Genomic DNA, 17,742 nt, shown 5'->3' with positions numbered 1-17,742 from the left:
CGGGTGCCAAAGCTCGGCCTGATCGCCGTGCTGGTGTGGATACCGGAGGTCGACCACTGGCTACCCGGGTTGTAGGCGGATCCTCGGTGTGTACGGGGTGGCGGCGGTGCTGTGGCCGGTCACCGTGCTGAAGGGGCCGGCGCCCCGGCGGGCGGCCGTCGACGTGGTGGTGATCATCACGCTGTGCCTGTTGTCGGGCGGCGCGACCGCGGCGCTGCTACCGGTCTTCTCCCTGCTGCCGATCTTCATGGCGTTGCAGGACCGGCCGACATTGACGGTCATCGGAACCGCCACGGCGCTGGGTTATCTCGCGGTGTGGATCTCTATTCCGAACTTCACACGACGGCCTGGTTGAGCTGCTCGACACGGCTCCCGCTGACGATCGAGCCACCCACAGCTTGGCGGTGCGCCGGCCGCAGCGGTATGAACACGGTGACTTCAGTTCCGGGAGATGTCGAGCGCACGTCGAACTGTCCCCCGGACGCGAGTACCTTCGCGCGAATCGATGCCATTCCGATATGACCTTCTTCAGCCTTCTGCGCGATAATCGCCTCCGAGATGCCAACCCCGTCGTCGGATATACGCAATGAAGCCAGCTCTTCCTGGTGGTCCAACTCAATCCAAATGTGTTCAGCCCGCGCGTGCTTGATGACGTTCGTCAGCGCCTCACGCGCCGCGCTGTACAGCACGTAATCCGCCTGGGTACGCAGGCCGTCAGGCCATGTAGGTGCGGCGAGATCGACCGAAAGCTCTGTACGCGAAGAGAGACTCTCGGTGAGGGCGGAGATCGCCGATTTCAACCCCAGGCGCGCGAGCACGTCCGGATGCAGTTCGCGGACCACGTCGCGCAGCAGGCCCGAGCACTCGACGAGTGCCGATTCCACCCGTTCCGCGGCAGCCTTTGAGCCGTCCCGCACGTCCTCCATATCTTGGCGCGCGACCAAGACATACTGAAGGGCACCGTCGTGCAGACGTTCAGAAACCGCCTGCCGCTCACGCTTTTCCAGTCCCAGCAACTCCTCCAACAACTGGGTTCGTTGCCGCGCCAAGTCTGCGATCATTTCAACTTTGGACCGCTGGATGAGCGATAAGGCGACCGAGCCGCCGGCGAGTGCTGCCAATACCGTCGAGCTCAACAGAATCGACGTCCACGGCTCCTGGTTGGACGATCTGGTGATCCAGCAGGTCGCAATGAATACGGATAAGGTCGGCACTGCCACGGCCCCGCTGATGATGGGATCCAACTGCGCCGCCGCGATCAAAGGGATCAGAAAGAAACCGTTCCTCATCACGTTTGATGTCCAGTCATCCGGCGAGGTGATGCCGGTCAGAACCGACAGGACGGATACCACCGCGACGTCGGCGGCCAGCACTACCAGTGTCACCGGCGTTTTGGTGGGTAACACTGCGCGTGCCGCAGTCCGCACCGCCCACGCGCTCCAGCACCCGATCACGACCACGTAGACTCCCATGACCGCCACGCAGATCCATAGGTAGCGATTCGGCGGCTCACCCAACAGAGTCACGACGACGAAAACGGTGAGTACCGCGCGCAACGCAACCTGCAGCAGAGTGCCCAACAACAAAGTCCGCGGGGAGTCCGGCGCAACTTGTTGCACTCGGAGGTCGACCGCATGCGGATGACGTTTCGGCATCGGCGGCTCCAGTCCCTTTAAGCTGGCGAAAGCATAACGCTGGGCGCTCGCTTGCAGGGCCGCGCGCATCGCGTCCGCGTCAGCTTCCCTCCGACGGCTCGACCGCTCAATATCGGTGAACAGAAGCGTCAGCACCCAGCCGCAGGGTCAGCGGAGCAGCCGCCGGATCAGCGGACACCTACGCAGAATCTCACAACAGACATGTTCCAATCTGGCCAGAGGCCACTTAATTGTCTCTGGCACCGCCCTCAGTTCGGTGATCGCCGCAGTAGTCTCACCGGCGGCGTCGAAGGTGGTTGCCACAGCGTCGGGTAGCCCGCCGCCGCGCCGACTCGAATACCAGCGTGCTGCCATCACGGAGCCCAGAAGGGTACCCGGCCCGAGGGCACGACGTCCCACCCCGGGTTAACAACCCGTCGAGCCAACCGCAGCCACGGCGTAATCTGCGGATCCTGGCTGCCCGGAAGCGCCCGCTGTTTGCGCCGGATCGACCATGGGGCGGTTCACTTTTCGACAATCGCACTGTTTCGTCTACGGGCTCGCGGGACTAGTCTTGATGGACGAGCATCGAAGGACGGGAGGAGCGTATGACCTGTTCAGGAATCCTCGGAAAGACCGCGGTGGCAGTGGGCGCGGTGGCAGTGCCGGTGGTGTTCGCGGTCGCTGGGGCGGGACATGCGTCAGCAAACCCGGGTTGGTGCATCAGCGGCCCGTTCGGGTACGCATCCGCATGTCTGGACGTGCCCGTATGGGGAGGCTGGAACCAGTGGGACGGCGGATGGCGCAACGGTTGGTACGGCGGTGACGACGACTGGGAGGGTGGAGACGACTAAGTGGCCAAAAGCGCGAACGGTTTCGGGCGCGTGACGGATGGCCGGGTGTTTGCTTACCTCCACGCAAAGGCGGGCGGTAACTCGTTGCGGCTGAGATAAGGGTGACGACGCCAGTCACAGAAGTCTCATGTCGTCGCTTTACGGCATCTCATTCGACCAAACCCGTTCGAGGGCTACTACGTTGGCGTCGTAGGACATCAGAATGGCTCTGAATCTGCACGTGGGCACGCTGGCCCTGTGGGACGATAGGCCTCGGTCACGCCGCCCGGACCGCGGCGGCGCTGCGCGAAAGGGGAAGCGCCACGTCGTCACGTCGCCCCGAGCTCTTGAGCATGGCGGACGACTACGCGCGCCACGCCCTCTCGCAACGCGCCGCGTTCGAGGCGATTCACCCGGCCGTGATGGCCGCCGCGGACCGGCAGGCGAGCGAGCACGTGCTCTGCGTGGCCGATCTGGGCGCCGCCGACGGCGTGAACTCTCACGACCTCATCCGCGATCTCGTCGCGCAGCGCGCCGGTCGGCGGCTGATCTACGCGCTCGTTGATCTCCCGACGAACGCGTGGCGGGTCGCCGCCGACCACCTGCGGCACGCCTTCGGCCCGGAGGCCGACAGCGGCGCGATAGTTGTGATCCCTGCTTCGGCCGAGTCCGGCGCCGGGATCGCCGACACGGGCACGGGCCCCCATTACGCCTCGCCGGAGGCGCACGGCGAAGCCTGTCGGCGAGCGCTCGATCGCGACCCGCCGCCCGCCACGGTCGTCTCCATGGCCGGAATCCCTCTCCACCAGGCGCCCTCCTTTCCACGAGGCACAGTGCACCTCGCGGTGACCGGGACAACCCTGCACTGGGTCGCCGACGCCGCCGGCCTAGCCTCGAGCGGCTCGGTCTTCCCCGGCTATCCGGACCACGTGGATGAGGACGAGCGACGCGCCTGGCGCATCGCTGCGGAGCGGCAGTGGGAGCGAATGCTCGAGATGCGCGCAGTTGAGCTGGCGCCTGGGGGGTGGTTTATCGCCGCCATCCCAGCCTCCCCCACTCCATGCCCGGACAGGACGGGGCTCTACGTCGAGATCGTCGGGGACATGAACCTGCTACTCGCCGACTGGCGCCGTGCGGGGCGCATCGGCGGCGGCACCGTCGCCGCGGCGGTCGTTCCGGTTTGGTCGCGCACACTCGGCGAATTACGGGTGCCGTTCGAAGCGGGCGGCGGGAGCTTCGCCGGCCTCGAGCTCGAGAGCGCCCAGCTTTTCCGTCTCGACAACCCCTACCGCCATGACAATCCCGCGGTGTTCGCACGGGACTACGTCCGGAGCGTGACCGCGTGGGGAGGGCCGTTGCTGCTCCGCGCCTTCGCGCGCGAGGGCGAGGCGCGCGCTGCCGGTCTCCTCGCCGACTTCCTCGGAGAACTCCAGGAACGCGTTGCAGAGGCCCCAGACCGCTATCGCTGGGACTACGTCGAGGCCCTCGTCATCTGTCGGAAAGCCGGCGACGTGGGGCGGGGCGCCCGTGTCTACTCGACCAGTTGACCTGCACGTCCTGGTGCAGTGTTCTTGGGTGAGCGGTTTTGAGACCGTCCTATGTCGAGTCGATCGAGACGCGGAGCGCCCAGATCGTCCGCGAACAAGTGCGCGTACCGGTCCGGGGTCCGCCGCACCCGCCGGCGGCGGCCGTCGCCTTGGTAAATGCGTAGCGCGGTTGGCCGAGCGTGAGGAACCCGCCGCCGACTTGAACACCAGTGCGCCGCCGCCGCGGTCGACGATCTCGGTCTCCAAGAGCCGAGCGACGAACGCAAGCACGGGCACCGTGCGCGCCGGCGTGACTCTTCGTCGGCTCCTCTACAAGCCCCGTCTTGCGGCGTACGTGACATTGGTGCAAGGCGCGCTGGCGGTGGAGAAGTCCAGCTGGACGGAGGAGTACCTGCAGGTGTGTGCGCTGCTGCGTGTGCTCCGCCGCGACGCTGGATTGACCCAGGCTGCCGTCGCTGAGCGGCTCGGTGTCCCGCAATCGTTCGTCAGCAAGTAGAGACGGGGGAGCGCAGGCTTGACGTGATCGAGCTGCGGCATGTGGCCGAGGCCCTAGGCGCGACGTTGAAAGCTGTGGTCGCGCGACTTCCTTGACGTCGTCGCAACCGTCGAGCTACCGATTCCTCCGCCGTCGTGCACGACGCCGAGATCTGCTGTTCGACGAACAGGGCGAATGAGCAAGCGAATAGGGCTCGGCGGCCTCCACGCGAACTAGCGCTGTAGACCGTTGAGCGCGAATGATATCCGGCGACCATCCGAGGAATTTCTCAGAGTGGCAATGCAGTAGGGCGCTGAGGGCTACGTATTCAACGACTCCGGGTCGAGCCATCAGTACCGGAACGCGAGACGCACTCGAAGCCAGGCGTGCCCGAGGCGACCGGCTCGCCGCGGCGGCGGGCGCTTCTTTTGAACCTGATGCGACGCGGCCGCGCGAGCGCCTGCCTGCTCCACTGGCTTCGGCCGATCAGGCGATGCCGTAGTCCCGCATCTTGCGATAGATCGTCGCCCGCGACATCCCCAAGGCTATCGCCGCCTGCAGCTTGTTGTTGGAGTTGTCCGCCAAGCTGCGGACGATGGCGTCTCGCTCAAGCGCCTCCATCTGGGTGAGTGTCCGCTTCGCGAGCGATCGACACTCGGGCGGCAGCTTGTCTGCACCGATAACGCCTGAATGTTGTCGCGCAACAGTTTCGGCAATAATTCGCCGCAACTGTGCCACATTACCAGGCCACGGCAGCTTATTGAGTTGACGCATCGCATCGGGAGCGAGGCGCACATCAGCGCCGGAGGTCAGCTCGCGCAACAGGAACGGCACCAGTACCTCGATGTCTTCAATCCGGTGCCGCAGCGCGGGGACCCTCACCGTGTGGATGAACAACGGCAGCAGCAATTCAATCATTGGTGAAGGCTTCGACGAACTCGTCGTCGCGGCGATCCATCCGCGACTCGCACGCGACTGCAACACCGGAATGACTGCTGCGAGTGTTCCCTCGTCGATGCAGTCCAGGTCGGAAATCACCACGGCGAAGTCATCGCCGTCGGTTTGGGCCACCATCTCGGCGACGAAAAGTGCTGGTGCCGGGAATGTTTCAGCCCGCATCACCCGCACAGTCCTTCTCGGGTGTACGTACTGGGCGACGCACTGCGCCAGCTTGGCTCGTCCGGATCCCTTTTCGCCTTCGAGCAGTACCCAATCTCGGTCTCGGCAACATTGCTCCACCTGCTGACAAGTGCGCCGCCATGAGCTGCTACGCCCAACGAGGCCAGGGATGTACGACGCGGCCGATTGGCGAGTCGCGATACGGGGCGCTGTTGCCTCGGTCGACAGATGCACATGGAAAACGATGTTCGTCCTGCCACCGGGGATTTCCGCATGGTCGACAACAGAGATGTCGGCGGTCGTTCCACTCGGCAGCATCGCCGGCGGATGTCGCGTGGCGGTGGTGTGAAGCAGATCCGACGCGTGCTCGAGCAGGGCGATTTGATCATTGGTGTCCAGTGTCTGGCGCAGGTAGCGGTTCATCAGCAACACGTCACCGCCGATCGCCAGCACACCGAGTGGGAACCGTCGCGCCTGGTTCTGATACGCCTCCAGAAGCGCGATCTCGCTCGCGTGGGCCGACTCTCTCATCCGGTCCTCGATCTGGCTTCCCAGGCTCGTGACCAACGGCAATAAAACCGGATTCGAGCGGCTAGCCCGGCAGGTGAGATCAACGACGCCGACGAGCCGCTGGGTTATCGGGTCACGGATTGGCGCTCCGGCACAAGCGAGTTCGCCCAGCGACCCGACGAAATGCTCGCCGCCACGAATGAAGGTGGGTCGCCCCGTCTCGAGCGTAGTGCCGATCCCGTTGGTACCGGCGTATTCCTCAGCGTAGCTGTAGCCGGGGGCCAGGCTCACCGAATCCAGGGCCTTCATGAAGGCACCCTCCGAGGCTGAGCGTTCGATCACTACGCCGTCGGCCGAGGTGAGGATCACCGTCATCGCCTCGGTGGTCATGTCCCGCGTGACCTCCTGTAGCACAGGCTCCGCGGCCTGAGCTAGTCGTGAGTCGGTATCCGGCCGCCGAACATAGGGCAAATCGAGCCGGTCAGGGTGAACCCGCATGGCCTGGGACCGACGCCAGGAGTCCAGCACGCTTGGGGGCAAGGTCTCGGCCTCCAAGGAACCCTCGCACAAGAACCGTTCCCGAATTTGCCGAACGTCAGTTTGGACGCCGGCCCGCAAGCTCATCGACGCATGCACCTCGCTCCCCGACCGAGCGGCAGCCCCTCGGCGATACCGGCGTCTCAGATTGAGACGCGCAACCCTGCTCAGATCGAGACGTTCAGCATACGCCGGCGGCGGTGTCATGGGTTACGTCAGCAAATACCGGGACCGGATCGGAAGAGCCACGGTGAGGCAGGCAACGGCACACAGCGTCTGCGCAACGGCGGCTCGGCTGTCAGGTGATCCGCCGCCGGCCATCCGGCACGAGTCCCGGTGCATCGCGACAACCACAACGTGATCCAGCGACAAGGCATGAAGAAATGACCATCTATCAGCTCACCGATCGCCTACACGGCCGTACCGTGTGCGTGCACGCAGATCACATCCCGGCGACGGTGGCCTCATGGCTGGCCGAGTTGGACGCCTGGAGTCCATTAGTAGAGTTGCTCGGGCGAGCGGTGCGCGATGCTGACTGGCCCGCAATACATGCCATCGCCGACTATCTGTCGGTGGAAGTCCAGGTGGCCGCATGACACCACACCCCTACGCTCCTCAGCCCAAAGCATTGGCTAACAATCATCACGGCGAAGCGCCGTGTCCTTTGGCATTTGCTCCTGCACGGTGCGGGTAGCGAAGCGGTTGATGTGGTGCCGGCGCCCGCAGCTCGTTGCGGCAATCCGGTGCGCGGTTGACCGCATCCCGATTCGCACCGTGCCGCCGCCCCGACAATCAGGCTCCAGCTCCCGGCTGATGTCGGCCAATTACGCGGATGCCGTTGCGAAATCCGCCCCTAGGCACGTTTTCGTCTGGTTGCTCGTGAAGCTGGAATAACTCGGCCGATCACCCGGGTGAATTAGTTGTCTGGATGATGACCACTCATCCTACGTCGGTAAATGCTGGCTCAGCAGAAGGCGAGTGGACGGTAAGTGCAGCCGACCATGTACCGGACTTGCATTCGCCGACGCGCAAGCGAGTAACGGGTCGCGTTAGCGGTTCACTCCCTGGCTGCGTTACCACCGTACATCGCCATCGCCATACATCGGAGAAACCAGATGAAGCGTCGTCAATTTCAACGATCGCCTGCTGAATACGGCCCCGGTGCTGCGCGAACACCATGGCTGCTGCATCGAGTGCGTGCGGCTACCGCCTTTGCCCGGCGTCCGGCGCATCGCAAAGGAGATGCCGCGAGAGACGCCGTCGGGGCGATCGAGGAACAACTTCACACACTGCAGCCCATCTGCAGCGCCCAACGGGTGTCGACCGGCGTTTCATGCGGCGCGCCGGCGGTCGCGGTCGCCGAGATACACGCCATCGACGGATGCAACCAGATGGGGCTAAGCCAATACGGCGACCTCGTCGAGACGCTCTGCCAAGCCTGCCTGGCTACTTTGCAACGGGCAATGGCCACCTACGTGGGCGACAAACGCGAGACGGCGTCGCGACGCGGCACCCACCCGGTATGCAGCACTTGCGAGCGTCCCACTCGATACCTGAGCAGTGTCTTCGTTGTGCGCCCCATTGGGCCAGGGGGACTGGCATCATGACCGGACTCCGCATCGCCTTCCTGTTTGTGGCTGTAGTGACCGGTGATTACGCGGCCCTCATGTTGATCGACGGTCAGCTAATCGATTTCGGCGTCGCCGCCGCCATTTGTGCGGGATCCTCGGTCGCCGCCGCGCTGATCGCCTACGCCAACGACGAGGCCGCCCGGCGGCAGCATCAGCTGGGCAGGCGACGCCGCAAGGCGGTGACGCGGGCGCGAGCGCTGTGGGGGCGCCCTGACTGGCAGCCAGCTACCGCGCCCGACCGACAGTGCCCATTATGCGGAGGTGCGCGCCAAAGCCACAGTGAGTCACCGAGATTCGTTGAGCGGCTGGGAGCGCACTTATGCGAGGCATGCGCGCCGGCCTCAACCCAAAGCCGACACGATGAGCCTACGGCCGGTCTCGGTGCCAGTTCTGATAAGCGAGCAAACCGAACCCGTGCACCGGAAGACGGCGAGCCCCGCGTCGGCTGTGATCGGTCGCGTGGCGTGGCGTCAAATGACGCCGGCGTGGAGTATTGACATGAGTGCACCCGCCGTCATGTCGGGGTCACCGCGCCCCGGTCGACGAGCAGCCAGGGCCCGACAAACTCGACGCGATCCGTTCCGGGCGGGCGCCATCGTTGAGGTCATCCGGGACGATCCGAGCATGGCCGGGCGCATCGCGTGGCTCAGCGCCCGGCTGATGATCCGACCCACGCTTAGCATGGGCAGCTATCTGCCCTCGGCACCGTGGCCATGGGGCCTCGCGGAGTTCGCCGCGCGTGCTATCGCGCCGACGCCAGGCATGGTGCGCGCCGGCATCGGGCTCCCGCACTGCACCGCGCAGCTCGTCCGTGCCGCCGGGGTGCTACCGGCTGACGGCACCCGCCGGGTCGTGCTGTATCTGCACGGCGGGGCGTTCCTCACCTGCGGCCCCTACTCGCACGGCCGACTGGTCAGCATGCTGTCCGATTTCGCCGACAGCCCGGTACTGGTGCCCAATTACCGCAAACTTCCCAAACATTCGATCCGCGAGGCGATCGACGACTGTTTCGACGGCTACCGGTGGTTACGCCAAGAAGGCTATCAGCCCGATCAGATCGTGCTGGCCGGTGATTCGGCCGGCGGCTACCTGGCGCTAGCGCTGGCTCAACGCCTGCTCGAGTGCGGCGATCAGCCCGCAGCGATGGTGGCCATGTCACCGCTGCTGCAACTGGCTACACAACCCAAAATGGCACACCCCAACACCGGCTCGGATGCGATGTTTCCGCCAAGGGCATTCGATGCCTTCCACGGCCTGATCACCCGCGCCGCAGCACACCGCAACACCGACGTCGATCCCGAGGCGCTCTACGAACCCCTCGATCACATCCAACCCGGACTGCCGCCCACCCTGATCCATGTGTCCGGGTGCGAAGTCCTGCTCCACGACGCACAGCAGGCGGCCCAACAACTAGCCGCCGCCGGCGTGCCCGTCGAACTGCACGTATGGCCTGGCCAAATCCATGTGTTCCAACTCGCCGCGCCGATGATCCCGGAAGCCAGCCGCTCACTGCGGCAGATCGGCCGCTACATCCGTGAAGCGACCGAATAACGACTTCGGGGCATGGCCACTAGAAATCAACCCCCGCCGCTGAGCTCGACCCGATGGCGTCCACCCCCGATGAATGCGATCCGCCCAGTACCGCATTTGTCCTCACCCGGGTGAATTGGCTCGCCGGGTGATGTCCACTCACCCCGCGTCGGTGAATGCTGACTCAACAGCTGGTCGAGCGAAGGGTGACCGAGAACGGTTGGGTTCGCATTAGCAGCGACGCATCTCGAGGCCGGGTGCGATCGAAGCCGTGGTCATTGGTGAAATCCGCACTCAGCCGACGACTTAGGGCTCCTGAAGCGGGCCCGTGATCGCGGCTCAGGGATGTCAGCGTGCAACCCCAACCCGCGCTGACTCGCACACCCCCGCGCTGACTCGCACACCGACGACAAGGAGACGTATCGATCTTGACGCTCTCAGACGCCAGCAAGGCGGTCGCTCGCCGAGCGCTGCCGACGGCAGCATATGGACATTCGCCGAGAGAGCACAGCCGCATGACTGGACATAGCAAACCCGACCACCGCCCCGTGTAGTGCGCCAGGCGGTCATTCTCAAACAACAACCCACATCAGGAAGGACGTGTGATGAAAGCTATCGCTGTATCAGATCGTGAGGCGGGGGTCGCCGGCCTGTCGTTTACCGACTTGCCCCACCCCGAGGCGGCCTCAAACGATGTCGTTGTGCGGGTGCACGCTGCGAGTTTCATATTCAATGAGCTTGAATGGCCGGACACCTGGACCGACCGCGCAGGTCGTGACCGCACACCGAGCGTGCCCGGCCACGATCTGTCGGGGGTAGTGGTTGAGTTAGGTTACGGTACAACCGGACTGAGTGTTGGTCAGCGGGTGTTCGGATTGACCGACTGGTCGCGCAACGGCTCGCTGGCGGAGTACACCGCGGTGGAAGCCCGTAATCTGGCACCGTTGCCAATCGACATCGATCACACCGTGGCCGCCGCGCTGCCGATCTCGGGATTGACCGCCTGGCAGGGCCTGTTCGACCACGGCCGCCTCACCGCTGGACAAACGGTTCTGATCCACGGCGTCGCGGGTGCGGTTGGATCGACCGCCGTGCAGCTCGCTGCTGAAGTCGGTGCGCGTGTTATCGGCACCGGCCGGACCGCAGATCGCGACCGGGCGGCCGAGCTGGGAGTCCATACCTTCCTGGACTTGGATACCGAAAAGCTGGAGGACGCAGGGGACGTCGACCTGGTGTTCGACGTGATCGGCGGAGACATTCTGGCCCGCTCGACCGCACTGGTGCGCGCCGGCGGAACGCTCGTCACCGTAGCCGAGCCGCCGCAGACCCAGCCGCACGACGGGCGGGCTGTGTTCTTCGTTGTCGAAGCCGATCGCGCCCAACTCGCCGACGTCGCCGCGCGGGTGCGGGATGGACGCCTGAAGCCGGCGGTGGGCGCCGTGTTGCCACTTGCTGAAGCCGCTGCCGCATTCGCTCCCGACAAGCGCATCCTTGGCAAGACGATCGTGCGCGTAGTCGAAGACTGAAAAGGAACCTCCCATTGTCGGACGGCGTTATCGCGGGCCTTCACTCGTTTCTTCCTGCGCTACTCGAAGGCGAGGTAGCAGTGCGCCCATCCGCCAGAGACCCGAGGCTGAGCCCGCCGCTGACTGGGGTGCAACGCCAGCGGCGGGCACAACCGCTCACCTGCTCAATGCAGTGGGCCACGATCAAGGTGTGGAGTCGGCGTGTTCGGTGGCAGCGGCCGACTCCCCACTACGTAGGTGCGCAACCTGTTCTGAGGAGTCTTCACACGCACGCAGGTCAGCTCAGACCGTGTGATCACATGAGTCAGTCGTCAGAAACCCAAAGAGAAGGCAGCCAAGATGGCCGTAAAACCATTGCTCCCTGCGTTGATCGCTGTTGCGATGCTCGCACCGGCCGCGCACGCTGAGCCAACGTCCGAGAGTTCAGATCAAAGGCCGGTCGTGCGAACGGTTTTCGATCAAAATAGTAACGTTCCGGGCAAATCCCTGGTAGGAGTGACCGTCAGCTATCCGCCAGGGGCCAAGAGCGGAGCTCACCATCACGCAAAAACGGCGTTCATCATGGCCTACGTGATCTCAGGATCAATCCGCAGCCAGGTCGAAGGTGAGCCTGCCCGTGTTTATCACGCTGGCGAGACGTGGAATGAATCGCCCGGCGCGCACCACACGATCAGTGAAAATGCCAGCGCCACGGAACCCGCTGAGCTACTCGCAGTCTTCTTGCTCGATACCGGAGACGGACCGCTCACCACGGACGACAACGCACCAGGCTGAGCCTCGCGATGGCGATGAAAACGTTCCAACTGTTCGGCATAGATAAATTTGGGCAGTCCGTTTCGCGAGGCGGCACAGCAGGAGCAGTCCATGCACACGCCTTACCGGATCCGGGTTGTCCGGATCGCACTACGCTTGTCGCTCGCTGCGGCGCTTTTGTCCGCTGTTGCCGACCGATTCGGCTGATGGGCGCCGTTTGGACAGGGTAACTGAGGGAGCATGAGTGACTTCGCCGAGTATGCCCATCAGCTTGTCCCGTTTGCTTCTGGTTGGGTTTTGACCATTACTGTCTGGGGTGCCACCGCCACCGAAGCGAGCCTCGGAGTCTTGCTCTTGGTTGGCCGGCGGCCAAAACTCGTTGGCGCGGCGACTTGCCTAGTGCTCACAGCATTTGGAAACGCGATGGCTGTATCGCTCGGTATGGAATCACCGCTTAGCTACAGCGTCTTCTCCGCAGCAAGCGCTGCCGCGGCCTACGCGATCGTTGACCCAACATCGCCATCAAACGCCATTGAAACCAAGCACCGCCCGCGCCTTACCCAATCTCGATATTCGAAACCGGCACAAGTCGACTGACGGCGAATACGTTGCAGAGAAGCTGGATAACACACTGCATCCGCTTTCAGTGACGCGCACGCGCATGAAGATATGAACCTGAGGGCGTCCACCCCTGGGTTGTGCTCATCCGGGTGAATTGGTTCGCCGGGTGATGACCACTCACCCCGCGTCGATGAATGCTGGCTCAACAGCTGGAGACCGGAGGGCAAGTGCAACCGACGATGTACCGGACGTGACAATGGGAATGTATCGTGGCGCGCGCACGTACTGAACGTGCCAGCCTGACAGAGGATCCGGCAAGCGGCGCTCACTTCGAGCGTGACGTGATCCCACTGCTCGAGCCCCTCCGCAGGCGGGCGATTCAGATGACCTACACCATCGCGGACGCAGAGGATCTGCTGCAGGAAACGCTACTCAAAGCCTACGCCGGTAGGCGTTCATTTCAGCCGGAAACGAATCTGAAGGCGTGGCTGTTCCGGATCATGACCAACACCTACATCAGCAGCTACCGAACCAAGAAACGCCAGCCGGCGCATTATCCGACCGACCAGATCACGGACCGACAGCTTGCAGCCGGCGCTGCGCACCAGTCGGTTGGCCTGTGGTCGGCCGAAGATCAGGCGCTCGCAACGCTGCCGGACCCTCAGATCAAGGCCGCCATGCAGGCACTGCCCGAACAGTTCCGTATTGCCGTGTACTTTGCCGACGTCGCGGGCTTCTCCTACAAGGAGATCGCCGCGATCATGGAAACCGAACGGGGAACGGTGAGTTCAAGAATCAACCGCGGCCGAGAACGGTTGCGCAATTTGCTCATTGACTCGCGGCCGGCGCAGGGAGGTTCACGTCACCGGACAGTGCGGTCGAACGACGACCCACTGTCACCGACGCCAGCCTCGGTGACGCGGCCGGCCGGCGATTGTGACTGACGGCCGCCTCAGAGGCACACAAGCGAGGATCTGCGCCGCAGGACCGTTCTCGTCTGCCTCTCACCCGGGTGAATTGCACAGCTGGATGAGGACAACTCACCCGCTGTGTGCAGATAGTGGTCGCTGACCTGAGCCGCGAGCGGTAGCACTGATCATCAACCTTCTGCGTGAAGGAGACAGAGAGTGTGCGACAGGGCCGCAGCGGCGCAACGAAATACGAACGGAGACCGCATGTCCTATAATCGCGCTACAGGCATCATCGCTGATGAGCTGGGAAGCTCCCGAACTACCGACGTTGCGGCGCTCGTGGCCCGCTATGGTCTGGTCATAGTCTTGGCCTGGTTCGGTGCCATGAAGTTCACTTCTTATGAATCTCAGGGAATTTCACATTGGGTAGCCAATAGCCACCTCTTGAGTTGGGCCTACAACATCATGTCCATCGACGCCTTTGGTCGATTGAACGGATCAATAGAGTTGATTGTTGCAGCATTGCTGGCGGTCAAGCCGTGGTTCCCGAAGGCTTCCGTGGTGGGCGGCGTATTCGCCTCGCTGTTCTTCGTGACCACGCTGAGTTTCATGGTCACGACCCCCGGCGTCGGCGAGGCTTCTGCCGGTGGCTTTCCCGTTTTGTCTGCCGACGGAGAATTTTTGATGAAGGACATCGCGAATCTCGGCCTAGCGCTGTGGCTGCTGGCGGATGCGATTGACGCAACCCGCAGACGGGCGATAGCCGCCAAAGCAACCTGACAGTTCCCGCCCATGAAAATGCCCGTGATCAAACAGGAGCCAAGATGACACCGACAGCCGACGAACATTACGACCTCATCGTCCTCGGTGCCGGCTCCGGGGGATATGTGGCAGCCATCCGCGCCGCCCAGCTAGGCATGAGTGTCGGGATAGTTGAGGAACGTTATTGGGGTGGCGTGTGCCTCAACACGGGTTGCGTTCCCTCAAAAGCGCTGCTGCGCAATGCTGAAATTGCTTCCATCATCACCCACGGGTCCGCCACCTTCGGCATCTCCGGTGACGTCGATCTCGACTACTCCCGCGCCGTGTCACGCAGCCGCGAAGTTGCCGATGCTCGGGTCCGTGGCGTGCATTTTCTGATGCGCAAGAACAACATCACTGAGATCGACGGCCACGGCTGTTTCACCAGTCCCCACAACCTTCACATCGACCTGCGTGAGGGAGGCAGTAGGCTAGTCAGCTTCGACCACGCCGTCATCGCGACCGGATCGCGCGTGCGCATGCTGCCCGGAGTTGCGCTCAGCGACAACATCGTCACCTATGAACAGCAGATTCTCAACGCCGATCTGCCCGAGTCCATCGTGATCATCGGCGGCGGTGCCATCGGCATGGAATTCGCGTACATCTTGCACAGTTACGGCGTCCGCGTCGAGATTCTGGAATTCGCCGACCGTGTCCTTCCTAACGAGGACTTCGATGTGTCAAGAGAACTTCAGCGGCATTACCGGCGCCGCGGGATGGCGATTCACACATCCACCCGGGTGGACAAAGTCATCGACCACGGCGAGCACGTCGTCGTCAGCCACACCGGCGCTGACGGAACGTCCCTCACCGCGCAGGCCACCCGGGCCTTCATCTGCATCGGATTCTGTCCCAACGTCGAGGAAATCGGTCTGGACGCCGCTGGAGTGCGTGTCACCGCCGCTGGGGCTATCGACATCGATGGCTACATGCGTACGTCCGTGCCCCATATCTATGCAATCGGCGACGTCACCGCCAAAGTTCAACTCGCCCACGTCGCTTCCGCACAAGGCGTAGTAGCTGCCGAAACCATTGCAGGCGTGGAAACGATGCCGTTGGACTATCGGATGATGCCGCGAGTGACCTTCTGCCAGCCACAAGTCGCCAGCTTCGGCTATACCGAAGAACAGGCGCTCGCGGCCGGTCACCGCGTGCGGGTCGCTACTTTTCCCATGCAGGCCAGTGCCAAAGCCCACGGACTAGGTGAACGCGGCGGTTTCATCAAACTGATTGCCGATGATGCTCATGGCGAGCTCCTGGGAGCGCATTTGGTGGGCAGCGAAGTCAGCGAACTCCTCCCCGAGTTGACGCTCGCGCAGCTGTGGGACCTCACCGCCACCGAGCTGGCGCGAAACGTACACACCCACCCCACACTCGGTGAAGGGCTACAGGAATGCTTTCACGCGCTGGCCGGTAAGGCCATCAATCTGTAGGGAAACAGCGGCACGCAACCCGGCGCTGGTAGACGTCCGATCCGTACCGCGCTAGACCCAAGGCCACTCGCCCGCACCGCGCCTGCGGCAGCGGCGAATTGACAGCCAGATTTCTGGCTGGGCGCGGTGTTGATCACGCCACCTGCAACACAAGCAACGCTCGTGTCCAGCGCTGTCCATTACTGCTAACCGGCACGGTTCGTTCACGCTGTCGCATTAATCACCCGGGTGAATAGTTGGCTGGGGCGATGGACAGCTCACCCGGATCGGCGGCAGTCTCAATACGACAAGAACTGGGCCGGATTGCCGGGGCGCGACGTTGGCCGCAGCTGAATTCGCCACGCGTTACCGACCGAAGACCGGCGGCCCGTAACCCAGGGAGTTGAGCCGGTAAGGAGCCGGCCAAGAGCGTTCCGGCGCGCTTGACAATCAACCGCGCACTCACTCAAGGAACATGCGTGTCACATGAAGACCACGAGGACCCGGCGGCGGTCGACGCGTTGAACCCGGCGCAGCAAAACGTAACCCAAGAGACCGCGACCGAGCGTTCAGGCGCAGCGACAACAGGCCACCACACCGAATACGCGCGGGCACACCAATGGCGCGAGGCCACCCGTGAGCTGGTGTTGGCCGGAGCCACCGCGGTGGCCGCAGCAGAACCGCAGCAAGCGCAGTGCGCGGTCTCGATTACTCTGACCGGTAACGCATTGTCGAACGACCTGTTGCTCGCCGACACCGGCATCATCGTATTGACATCCCTTCGCGACCACGCACATGCCCGCAGCCACCCGATGAGAGTGTTACCGATGCGACTCGACATGCTCAGCGACCTGCCGGCCATCCGCGTTCTGGGACGTGGCGTGACCGAGCCGACGCGACTGCGGCTGGTGGTCGAATTGACCGCGCGCAACACGCACACCGGCACCACAGCAGTGATGACGTGTGAATACGATTCCGTTCTCCTTGATGCCCAGACGCCGCTCGCGGTACTGGATTTCCAGCTACAGCATGGAGAACCGCACCCCGCGTGATCACGCCGACCCAGACAGTTCGCTACACCGGGTGCGACACCACCAGTCCCACAAGGATGCGACTGGCAATGACTTCGATGTGATCGTGGTAGGCGGCGGGTGGGCGGTGTGGCCACCATGCGGAATCTTGCATCGGCAAGCCTTGCTGTAGCGCTCATCGAGGATCTTCTGATCGGTGGCGAGTGCCACTGTTGCCTGCTGCCCAAGCAGAACATTGCTTCGCCCGCAAGAGGTGTTCAACCTTGCGAAGGCGGTTCCTGGTGTACGGGAGGCCGTTTCGGGCTCAAGACTTGATGTTGCCGCCGTCTTCGCGAAACGCGACGCGATCATCGAGCATCTCTCGGATCAAGACCGAACTGCATCATTGCGGCAAGCGGTTGTAGCAGTGTTTCATGGGTTCGGCCGGCTGCGCGGCGAACGAACAGTGCGAATGGCGCATGCCGACAGCGGCAAAGAGATCAGCGCACAGCCCGGATGGCCGGTGCGGGTCGCTGGCGGCGCGCCCGTCCCGGTATACGTGGCCGCGATGGGCCCAAAGGCATTGCAGGTCACCGGCGAGCTGGCCGATGCCACTGTGCCGTATATCGCCGGTCCTCGGACCATCGAAGAGTTCATGGACCCGGCCGTCTCGAAATCGGCCGCCGACGCCGGACGGCCGGAACCCAGGATCATCGCACAGGTGCCCGCAATCCTGTCCGACAACGTTGATGTCGCAAAAAATTTCGCGGCCGGGCAATTGAGCTTCTACGAGGCACTTCCCTGGTATCGGAAGGTGATTGCGTGAGAGGGTATCGCCAGCGCAGCAGACATTGCCGCGGTGGGTTCGGCGGATTCGATCAGGCGTCAGCTTCAGAGCTATCTGAATGCGGGTCCGACTGATGTTGTGCTGAGCGTGGCCAAGGCCGCTTGC

General features: G+C 63.5%; 15 protein-coding genes and 1 pseudogene. 14 read left to right on the top strand and 2 right to left on the bottom strand.

Features of this window, described 5'->3' with window-relative positions; all coding sequences use genetic code 11:
* Positions 1 to 88 precede the first annotated feature (88 nt).
* Positions 89 to 355 (top strand): hypothetical protein, encoded by a 267-nt coding sequence (locus ACVWWN_RS37565; RefSeq protein WP_457148394.1) that lies wholly within the window; start codon positions 89 to 91, stop codon positions 353 to 355.
* Here the strand turns inward: ACVWWN_RS37565 and ACVWWN_RS37560 are convergent.
* Positions 336 to 1,790 carry a sensor histidine kinase gene (locus ACVWWN_RS37560; protein WP_457148393.1) on the bottom strand — a complete coding sequence of 485 codons (1,455 nt, stop codon included), beginning with the start codon at positions 1,788 to 1,790 and terminating at the stop codon, positions 336 to 338. The genes ACVWWN_RS37565 and ACVWWN_RS37560 overlap by 20 nt on opposite strands.
* Positions 1,791 to 2,242: 452 nt before the next feature.
* Here ACVWWN_RS37560 and ACVWWN_RS37555 point away from each other — a divergent pair, with 452 nt between their 5' ends.
* From ACVWWN_RS37555 to ACVWWN_RS37545, 3 genes are all read left to right on the top strand, one after another.
* The gene (locus ACVWWN_RS37555; RefSeq protein WP_457148392.1) at positions 2,243 to 2,488 is read left to right on the top strand and encodes a hypothetical protein; all 246 of its coding nucleotides are present in this window, start codon (positions 2,243 to 2,245) and stop codon (positions 2,486 to 2,488) included.
* 332 nt (positions 2,489 to 2,820) lie between these two features.
* A complete protein-coding gene (locus tag ACVWWN_RS37550; RefSeq protein WP_457148391.1) occupies positions 2,821 to 4,014 on the top strand; it encodes a hypothetical protein in 1,194 nt (397 codons plus the stop codon).
* Positions 4,015 to 4,183: 169 nt separating this feature from the next.
* Positions 4,184 to 4,510, top strand: coding sequence for a helix-turn-helix domain-containing protein (locus ACVWWN_RS37545; RefSeq protein ID WP_457148390.1), 327 nt, complete (start codon positions 4,184 to 4,186; stop codon positions 4,508 to 4,510).
* 465 nt (positions 4,511 to 4,975) lie between these two features.
* Here ACVWWN_RS37545 and ACVWWN_RS37540 read toward each other — a convergent pair whose 3' ends face one another.
* On the bottom strand, positions 4,976 to 6,742 hold the full coding sequence (locus ACVWWN_RS37540) for a sigma-54-dependent Fis family transcriptional regulator (RefSeq protein ID WP_457148389.1): 1,767 nt from the start codon (positions 6,740 to 6,742) through the stop codon (positions 4,976 to 4,978).
* Between the two features lie 296 nt (positions 6,743 to 7,038).
* On the opposite strand from ACVWWN_RS37540, the gene ACVWWN_RS37535 reads away from it, so the two are divergent.
* The 10 genes and pseudogenes from ACVWWN_RS37535 (at position 7,039) to ACVWWN_RS37490 (ending at position 17,616) form a co-directional block, all read left to right on the top strand.
* A complete protein-coding gene (locus ACVWWN_RS37535; RefSeq protein WP_457148388.1) occupies positions 7,039 to 7,251 on the top strand; it encodes a hypothetical protein in 213 nt (70 codons plus the stop codon).
* Positions 7,252 to 8,784: 1,533 nt separating this feature from the next.
* The gene (locus ACVWWN_RS37530; protein WP_457148387.1) at positions 8,785 to 9,837 is read left to right on the top strand and encodes an alpha/beta hydrolase; all 1,053 of its coding nucleotides are present in this window, start codon (positions 8,785 to 8,787) and stop codon (positions 9,835 to 9,837) included.
* Between the two features lie 584 nt (positions 9,838 to 10,421).
* Complete coding sequence (locus ACVWWN_RS37525) at positions 10,422 to 11,342, top strand: NADP-dependent oxidoreductase (protein ID WP_457148386.1); 921 nt, start codon at positions 10,422 to 10,424, stop codon at positions 11,340 to 11,342.
* A gap of 339 nt (positions 11,343 to 11,681) precedes the next feature.
* On the top strand, positions 11,682 to 12,116 hold the full coding sequence (locus ACVWWN_RS37520; protein ID WP_457148385.1) for a cupin domain-containing protein: 435 nt from the start codon (positions 11,682 to 11,684) through the stop codon (positions 12,114 to 12,116).
* 90 nt (positions 12,117 to 12,206) lie between these two features.
* Positions 12,207 to 12,692: pseudogene (locus ACVWWN_RS37515) on the top strand (hypothetical protein).
* Between the two features lie 230 nt (positions 12,693 to 12,922).
* A complete protein-coding gene (locus tag ACVWWN_RS37510; protein ID WP_457149428.1) occupies positions 12,923 to 13,600 on the top strand; it encodes a sigma-70 family RNA polymerase sigma factor in 678 nt (225 codons plus the stop codon).
* Between the two features lie 231 nt (positions 13,601 to 13,831).
* Positions 13,832 to 14,347, top strand: a complete 516-nt coding sequence (locus tag ACVWWN_RS37505; RefSeq protein ID WP_457148384.1) for a YkgB family protein — start codon at positions 13,832 to 13,834, stop codon at positions 14,345 to 14,347.
* A 44-nt stretch (positions 14,348 to 14,391) separates the two neighbouring features.
* A complete protein-coding gene (gene lpdA / locus ACVWWN_RS37500) occupies positions 14,392 to 15,801 on the top strand; it encodes a dihydrolipoyl dehydrogenase (protein WP_457148383.1) in 1,410 nt (469 codons plus the stop codon).
* A 458-nt stretch (positions 15,802 to 16,259) separates the two neighbouring features.
* Positions 16,260 to 16,832 (top strand): hypothetical protein, encoded by a 573-nt coding sequence (locus ACVWWN_RS37495; RefSeq protein WP_457148382.1) that lies wholly within the window; start codon positions 16,260 to 16,262, stop codon positions 16,830 to 16,832.
* Positions 16,833 to 17,262: 430 nt separating this feature from the next.
* The gene (locus ACVWWN_RS37490; protein WP_457148381.1) at positions 17,263 to 17,616 is read left to right on the top strand and encodes an LLM class flavin-dependent oxidoreductase; all 354 of its coding nucleotides are present in this window, start codon (positions 17,263 to 17,265) and stop codon (positions 17,614 to 17,616) included.
* Positions 17,617 to 17,742: the final 126 nt, after the last annotated feature.

This window comes from Mycobacterium sp. URHB0021 (assembly GCF_054057895.1).
This window is presented reverse-complemented; position numbering and strand designations above follow the sequence as displayed.